The following is a 6,919-nucleotide window of genomic DNA, read 5'->3' as shown; positions in this document are numbered from 1 at the left end:
CCCGGCGCCCGCCCGCGCCGTGGAGCGCCCCCGTCCCACGCCGTCCAGGCCCTTCGCCCGCGTCCAGACGCCTCCGGCTCCCATGCCGGCGGTGACGGTGGCCCCGCCCCCGGCGCGGCCCCAGCTTCCGCCCGCGCCCACCGAGGCCGCGCCCGCGCCGCTGCAACGGGCGCTGGACGCGGCGCGCGCCGGCCGCTTCGAGGAGGCGGAGGCGCTGGCGCGCGAGGCGGCCAAGGGACTGGTGCCGGAGGCGTACCTGCTGCTGGCGATGGTGGCCGAGGGGCGGGGAGACTTGAACGGGGCGGTGGAGGCGGTGCGCAAGGCGCTGTACCTGGAGCCGCAACTGGCGCTGGGGCATGCCACGCTGGTGGCGCTCTACGGGCGGATGGACCGGCGCGAGGACGCGGAGCGGGCGCGGCAGAACGCGCTGCGCGCGCTGGACGGGCTGGATGATGAGCACCCGCTGCGTGGGGTGGAGACGATGACCGCCGGAGGCCTGCGGCAGGCCCTGGCGCCGAGGTCGCAGGCCGGATGGCAGGGCGCGCGCTGAGCGGCTCGCGGCCCGACCAGGTGGGAGGCAACGTGGAAGTCAAGGGGACCAAGCTGACACGGGCGGGACAGGCCGCGGTGGGCAGGCTCAGCCTGCGGACCAAGGTACTGGCCGTCACGGGCGTCACGGGCGTGCTGGTGGCCGGCATCCTCATCCTCGCGTTCTGGGTGCAGACGGGCAGCGCGCAGCGCGATGACCTGTCGCGCCGGGCGCGCTCGGTGAGCGGCGAGCTGTCGCAGACGCTGGCGCCCATGCTGGCCGCGAAGGCGGAGCCGGGGCGGCTCCAGGCGTCGGCGCACGGGGTGCTGCGCCACGTGCCGGACGTGGCCTACGTGCTGGTGCGCGACGCGCAGGGCGAGCTCGTGGCCGAGGTCGCCTCGGAGCGCTTCGCCGGCCAGGACCGGCCCGCGCCCGACAGCGACGTGGCCGTGGACCGCCGCTTCACGCACCAGGGGCTGGGCGTGGTGGAGACCGCGACGCCCATCTTCGCGCCCGGCACCGCGCAGGACAGCGCGCCCCAGCGGCTGGGCACGGTGCAGGTGGCGCTCGACGAGGCGGCCCTGGCGGAGGCGCTGCGCGGCACCACGCGCTTCACGGTGGTGCTCGGCATCTTCATCCTCGCCGCCTGCCTCTTCGGCTCGTGGCTGATTTCGGGGTTCATCGTCGTCCCGCTGGAGCGGCTGGCGAGCGCGGCGGCGGGCATCGCCTCGGGGAACCTGCGCCAGCAGATCGACACCCAGGGCCGGGACGAGATTGGCGACGTGGCGCGCAGCTTCGCGGCCATGGCGGACGCGCTCACGCACCTGCTCCAGGATTTGCGAGGCGCGGCGGCGGAGATGGAGCGCGAGGCGGCGGGCGTGCTGGCCACCTCCACGCAGCAGTCCGCCATGGCGCACCAGCAGGCGTCCGCCATCAACGAGACGAGCACCACGGTGGCGGAGATTGCCCAGACGTCCAAGCAGGCCACGGCCTACGCGGACTCGGTCATCTCCCAGACGCAGAAGTCCGAGGCGCTCAGCACGGAGGGCCAGAAGGTGGTGGCCGAGAGCGTCTCCGGCATGGAGAAGCTGGGCGAGCAGGTGAAGGCCATCGCCCTGGCGATTACGGACCTCAACGAGCGCACCCTGCAGATTGGGGACATCATCAGCACGGTGAAGGACGTGGCCGAGCAGTCCAACCTGCTGGCGCTCAACGCCTCCATCGAGGCGGCGAAGGCGGGCGAGCACGGCCGCGGCTTCGCGGTGGTGGCCACGGAGATGCGCACGCTGGCGGAGCAGTCCCGCATCGCCGCGGACCAGGTGCGCGGCCTGCTGGGTGAAGTGCAGAAGGGCACCCGGGCGGCCGTCAGCGCCACCGAGGAGGGCAGCCGGCGCGCGCAGGCGGCCATGGAGCTGGCGCGCGGCGCGGGCAACGCCATCCTCGGCCTGTCGGAGGTCATCCGCGACTCGTCCGGCGCGGCCCGTCAGATTGCGGGCAATACCCGTCAACAGACGATTGGCGTGGAGCAGATTGCCGCGGCCATGGGAGAGCTGACCTCCGCCATGGGAGACTCCGTCGAACAGACCCGGCGCATCGAACAGGTGGCCGGAAACCTCACGAACCTTTCCAAGCGGTTCTCGGATCTGGTGGGTAGGTACCAGCTATGAACGCAACGGTGGCGGCAGGACGGCGAGCCATGAAGGTGCTCATCGTCGAGGACACGAAGACCATCACCAACCTGCTCCAGGTGTACCTGATGGGATGGGGCCTGGAGTTCTTCGACGCGCCCAATGGCGCGCTGGGGCTCACCAAGGCGAGGGACCTGAAGCCGGACCTCATCATCTCCGACGTGCAGATGCCGGAGATGGACGGCTTCGCGCTGTGCGCTGCGGTGCGGGCCGACCCGAACCTGCACCACACGCCCTTCATGATGCTCACCTCCCTGAAGGACGAGGCCAGCCGGCAGAAGGGCAAGCTGGTAGGCGCGAGCGCGTTCCTCAACAAGCCGGTGTCCGTGGATGATCTGCGCTCGAAGGTGCGCGACATCCTGAAGCTGCCCGCCACCCGGTACTGAGCGCATGTCCGGCGACGACGCGAAGATTGACTACACCGCGCTGCGCAAGCAGCTCGACGACGCGCATGCCCTGCTCGACGGCACGCGGCAGGTGAGCACCGACAAGCGGCGCGAGGTGCTGGGCGCGCGCGCCAGGGCGCTGGCCGAGTCGCGCCACGAGGAACGCCAGGAGGTGCTGTCGGTGCTGGCCTTCCAGGTGGGCGGCGAGCGCTACGCGGTGCGCATCGAGACGGTGGACCACGTGATGGAGGCGCGGGGGCTCGCGTCGCTGCCGGGGGCGCCGCGGCACGTGCTGGGCGCGCTGGTGAGCCGCTCGCGGGTGGTGCCGGTGCTGGACCTCCGCCAGCTGTTGGGGCTGGAGGGCGGCGGCATGTCGGACCTGGGGAAGGTCGTGGTGGTGGAGCAGGGCGAGGAGTGCTTCGGGCTGGCGGCGGAAGCCGTGGAGGGACGCAAGGAGCTGCCCAGGGTGGAGCTGTCGCAGCCGCCGCCGGGCCCCTTCCTGTTCCTGACGCCGGACCGGTTGACGGTGTTGGACCTGGAGCAGCTCGGAGGCCCCTCCGCCGCGCCCCAGGGGCAGGAATAGGGAAGGGCCATGGACGCACAGCTCTTGCGCAGCATCTGGCCGGTGTTCTCCGCGGAGACGCGTGAGCAGATCCAGGCCATCGGGTCGAAGGTGCTGGGGCTCGAGGGCCCCGTGCAGGAGCGTGAGCCGGACCTGCTCCCGTCGCTCAAGCGCCTGGTGCACAGCCTCAAGGGCTCCGCGGCGAGCCTGGGGCTGGACGACATCGAGCAGGTGGTGCACGCCATCGAGGACGGGCTGGCCCACTTCCAGCCGGAGGACCGGCTGCCCCGCGCGGTGGTGGAGTCCATGCTGCGCGGCCTGTCCGCCATCGAGAACGCGATGGCGCGCGGCGACGCGGGCCAGTCGCCCGCGGTGGAGGGGCTGGGCGCGCTCCTGTCGGCGCTGGGGCGCGAGGGCGCGGTGAGTGCTCCCGCGGGCGGCGCGAGCGGCGCCGTCTCGAAGGGACTGGACACGCTGGAGTCGCTGGAGGCCGCGCTGGGCGCGCTGTGCTCGCCGGACGTGCCGGACCGGGCGGCGGTGGTGCGCACCGCGGTGGAGCGGGCGCGGGCGCTGAGGCAGGCGGCCGAGTCGGCGGGGGCGGAGAAGGTGGCCTCGCTGGCGGAAGCGGCGGCGCTGGGCTTCACGCGCATGGAGCCGGGCGGCGACGCCGCGGGGCTGGCCGCGTCCGACGTGGCGGGCACGCTGGTGGACCTGCGGTCCGCGCTGGAGTCCTCGGGCGGGGCGGGCGCGGTGGAGCGCGCGGTGGAGGCGCTGCGCTCCGTGCCGCCGGCGAGCTCGGCGGAGGGCTCGGGCGTGCAGACGATGCCCGGGGCCTCGCAGGAGTCGCGGGGCGCGGCGGACCGCACGGTGCGCGTGTCGGTGAAGACGCTGGAGTCGCTGGCCCTGCAGGTGGAGCTGCTCCTGTCGGGCCGGGCGCAGCAGACGCGGCGGGGCGACGCGCACCGGGCGCTGATGGACGGCATGCACGAGGTGCTGCTGAACCTGGAGCGCGCGTCGTCGCAGCTCGTGCTGGCGGGCGGCGGGCCGGCGCTGGAGCCGCTGCGCGCGGGCGTGACGCAGATGCGGGCCCTGCAGAAGCGGCTCCTGGAGCTGGCGCGTGAGTCGCACCGCGACGGCGAGCAGCTGTCGCTGGTGGCGCAGGTGGCGCGGGATGACCTGCGTGATTTGCGCATGGTGCCGGCCTCGCAGGTGCTGGAGCCGCTGCGGCGCACGGTGCGCGAGGTGTCCGCGCGGCTGAACAAGGACGTGACGCTGGAGCTGGCCGGTGGGGACGTGCGGCTGGACCGGCGCATCCTCGACGCGCTGAAGGACCCGCTGCTGCACCTGGTGCGCAACGCCATCGACCACGGCATCGAGTCCACGGCGGAGCGGCGCTCGGCGGGCAAGCCGGAGCTGGGGAAGCTGTCGGTGCGGGTGGTGCCTCGCGGCACGCGCATCGCGGTGGTGGTGGAGGACGACGGTGGCGGCCTGTCCCCGGAGCGGGTGCGGGCCACCGCGGTGAAGCGCGGCCTGTTGACGGCGGACGCGGCGGCGAAGCTGTCGGACGCGCAGGCGGCGCGGCTGGTGTTCCAGCCCGGCTTCTCCACGCGCGACCAGGTGACGGCCACGTCGGGACGGGGCGTGGGCCTGGACGTGGTGCAGGCCACGGCGCAGCGGCTGCAGGGCTCGGTGGACGTGGACTACACGCCGGGGCAGGGCACGCGCTTCACGGTGGACCTGCCGCTGACGCTGGCCGCCGCGCTGGGCCTGCTGGTGCGCACGGGCACGACGGTGTCCGCCATTCCGTCCGACAGCGTGAATCGGGTGCTGCGGCTGGCGCCGGACGACGTGGGCACGGTGGCGGGCCGGGTGGTGGCGCGGGTGGACGGGGAGCAGCTCACGTTCCTGTCGCTCGCGGAGGCCATCGGCCTGCCGCGGCTGCCCCTGGCGCTGGACTCGGGGAAGCTGCAGAACGCGGCGCTGCTGACCGTGGGCGACGAGCGGGTGGTGTTCGCCATCGACGAGGTGGTGGGGCAGCAGGAGATTGTCGTCCGCTCGCTGGGACGGCACGTGGCGGGTGTGCGGCACCTGGCCGGCGCGGCGGTGCTGGACGACGGCCGCGTGGTGCCGGTGCTCAACGCGACGGAGCTGGTGCGGGCGGCGCGGCCGGAGACGCGCTCGGTGGGCACGCGGGCCGCGCGGCCGCGCATCCTGGTCTGCGACGACGCGCTCACCACGCGCTTCGCCATGAAGTCGCTGCTGGAAATCGCAGGCTACCCGGTGGTGACGGCGGCGGATGGCGAGGAGGCGTGGGGCGTGCTGGAGCGCTCGTCGTGCCAGCTCGTGGTCAGCGACTGGCAGATGCCCCGGCTCGACGGCGTGGGACTGGCCCGGCGCATCAAGGCGCACCCGACGCTCAACCGCACGCCCATCATCCTCGTCACCTCGCTCGACAGCCCGGAGGACCGGGCCGCGGGCCTGGAGGCGGGCGCGGACGGCTACCTCGTCAAGCGCGAGGTGGAGCGCGGCAAGCTGCTGGAGCTGGTGCGACAGCTGCTGCCGGCGTCCTGAGGCTGGGAGGCGCGCCGCACGTTACGCGCGCCTCCTGCCGCCCACGCGTGTTGGCGCACGGGCGCAGGACGTGCCCGAGTCCCGCGCCGGGCAGCCGGCTACCCGTCGTGCTGCTCCACCGACACGGGCACGGTGTCATCGGCGGGCAGGTGCACCACCAGCCCGCTGCTCTCGTCCGTGGGCAGTGACAGCCCGCCCTTGAGCCGCTGGGCGAGGTGCCGCAGCACCGACTGCGTCTTCTCCGGCAGCGCCTTGCCTCCGCGCGCGTCCACGCGCAGCCGCCACATGCCGAGGTCTTCCGCCGGCTCCACGCGCACGACAATCGCCGTGCCCCGGTCCAGCACCGCGCGCGCGAGCGTGCGCACCATCAGCTCGATGGATTCACGCGAGCCGCGCACGGCCACGGGCCGGTTCGGCAGCGTCATCGTCACGTCCGGCACCCGGCCATTCCGCGCCGCCGGCAGGAAGGCGCTCCGCAGCAGGGGACGCAGGTCCTCCACGCCCTCGTCCACCATGCGCCCCAGGCGGCGCTCGATGAGGGCACCCTGGTCGTTGGCCACCCGCTGCATCCGGTCCAGGTAGCGCTGCATCGGCGCCGTCAGCGCGCCCGCGGTGCCCTTCATCATCATGTCGACGTAGCCCTTCATCACCATCAGCGGCGTGCGCAGGTCATGCGACGCCCGCGAGCGCCGCCGCTCCTGCTGCGCCACCATGCGCTCCAGCCGCTGCTTCGCCTCCAGCAGGCGCGCCTGCCGTGCCCCCGCCTCCACCTCTCGCGCATGCGCCGCCATCAGAGACCCTCCAAAGGAAGCCAACCGGGCAAGCACCTCCTGGTTCGACGCGCCCAGGGGCTCCGGCCACACCACCAGCGCGTTGCGCCGCGCCGTGCGCGCCGGCACGCCCTGGCCCGTATGCGCCACGCACGTGCGCCCATCATAGAGAGCCGCCCCGGAGGCCCCGGTCAGCCGCTGGGCCTCGCGCACCAGGGCGTCCAGCCCCGCGCGCGTGCCACACCGCAGCGCCCGTTCGGCCACCGCCGCGAGCACCTTCTCCACCCTTGCATCGAGGTCGTCCTCGACGCGCCGCCCAATCCAAGCACCCGCCAGCACGCGCCAAGGTATGGGCATGGTGTGCCCGGGACGCAACGCTTCCCTGCCTGGGAAGCCAGAGGGATCACGGCGGA

At 73.7% G+C, this 6,919-nt stretch carries 5 protein-coding genes and 1 pseudogene; 5 read left to right on the top strand and 1 reads right to left on the bottom strand.

From position 1 onward, the window contains the following. From HG543_RS27360 to HG543_RS27340, 5 genes and pseudogenes are all read left to right on the top strand, one after another. A pseudogene (locus HG543_RS27360) lies at window positions 1–550 on the top strand (CheR family methyltransferase); the annotation flags it as partial. After that, entirely contained in the window at window positions 532–2,196 is a 1,665-nt protein-coding gene (locus HG543_RS27355) for a methyl-accepting chemotaxis protein (RefSeq protein ID WP_171818817.1), read from the top strand. The pseudogene HG543_RS27360 and the gene HG543_RS27355, both read left to right, overlap by 19 nt. A 29-nt stretch (window positions 2,197–2,225) precedes the next feature. After that, window positions 2,226–2,603: a response regulator gene (locus tag HG543_RS27350; RefSeq protein ID WP_169347811.1), complete on the top strand. Its 378-nt coding sequence runs from the start codon at window positions 2,226–2,228 to the stop codon at window positions 2,601–2,603. Window positions 2,604–2,607: 4 nt separating this feature from the next. Next, window positions 2,608–3,186 carry a chemotaxis protein CheW gene (locus HG543_RS27345; RefSeq protein ID WP_169347810.1) on the top strand — a complete coding sequence of 193 codons (579 nt, stop codon included), beginning with the start codon at window positions 2,608–2,610 and terminating at the stop codon, window positions 3,184–3,186. A gap of 9 nt (window positions 3,187–3,195) precedes the next feature. After that, window positions 3,196–5,736 (top strand): hybrid sensor histidine kinase/response regulator, encoded by a 2,541-nt coding sequence (locus HG543_RS27340; RefSeq protein WP_169347809.1) that lies wholly within the window; start codon window positions 3,196–3,198, stop codon window positions 5,734–5,736. A gap of 98 nt (window positions 5,737–5,834) precedes the next feature. Here HG543_RS27340 and HG543_RS27335 read toward each other — a convergent pair whose 3' ends face one another. Further along, window positions 5,835–6,863: a sensor histidine kinase gene (locus tag HG543_RS27335; protein WP_246357330.1), complete on the bottom strand. Its 1,029-nt coding sequence runs from the start codon at window positions 6,861–6,863 to the stop codon at window positions 5,835–5,837. Window positions 6,864–6,919 lie beyond the last annotated feature (56 nt).

The sequence above is a fragment of the Pyxidicoccus fallax genome, from assembly GCF_012933655.1.
Classification (GTDB): Bacteria; Myxococcota; Myxococcia; order Myxococcales; family Myxococcaceae; genus Myxococcus; species Myxococcus fallax.
This window is presented reverse-complemented; position numbering and strand designations above follow the sequence as displayed.

Bases quoted from the DNA above. Each gene is read 5' to 3' on its own strand.
- HG543_RS27355 (WP_171818817.1), top strand. From the start codon at position 532: ATGGCAGGGCGCGCGCTGAGCGGCTCGCGGCCCGACCAGGTGGGAGGC.
- HG543_RS27350 (WP_169347811.1), top strand. From the start codon at position 2,226: ATGAAGGTGCTCATCGTCGAGGACACGAAGACCATCACCAACCTGCTC.
- HG543_RS27345 (WP_169347810.1), top strand. From the start codon at position 2,608: ATGTCCGGCGACGACGCGAAGATTGACTACACCGCGCTGCGCAAGCAG.
- HG543_RS27340 (WP_169347809.1), top strand. From the start codon at position 3,196: ATGGACGCACAGCTCTTGCGCAGCATCTGGCCGGTGTTCTCCGCGGAG.
- HG543_RS27335 (WP_246357330.1), bottom strand. From the start codon at position 6,863: ATGCCCATACCTTGGCGCGTGCTGGCGGGTGCTTGGATTGGGCGGCGC.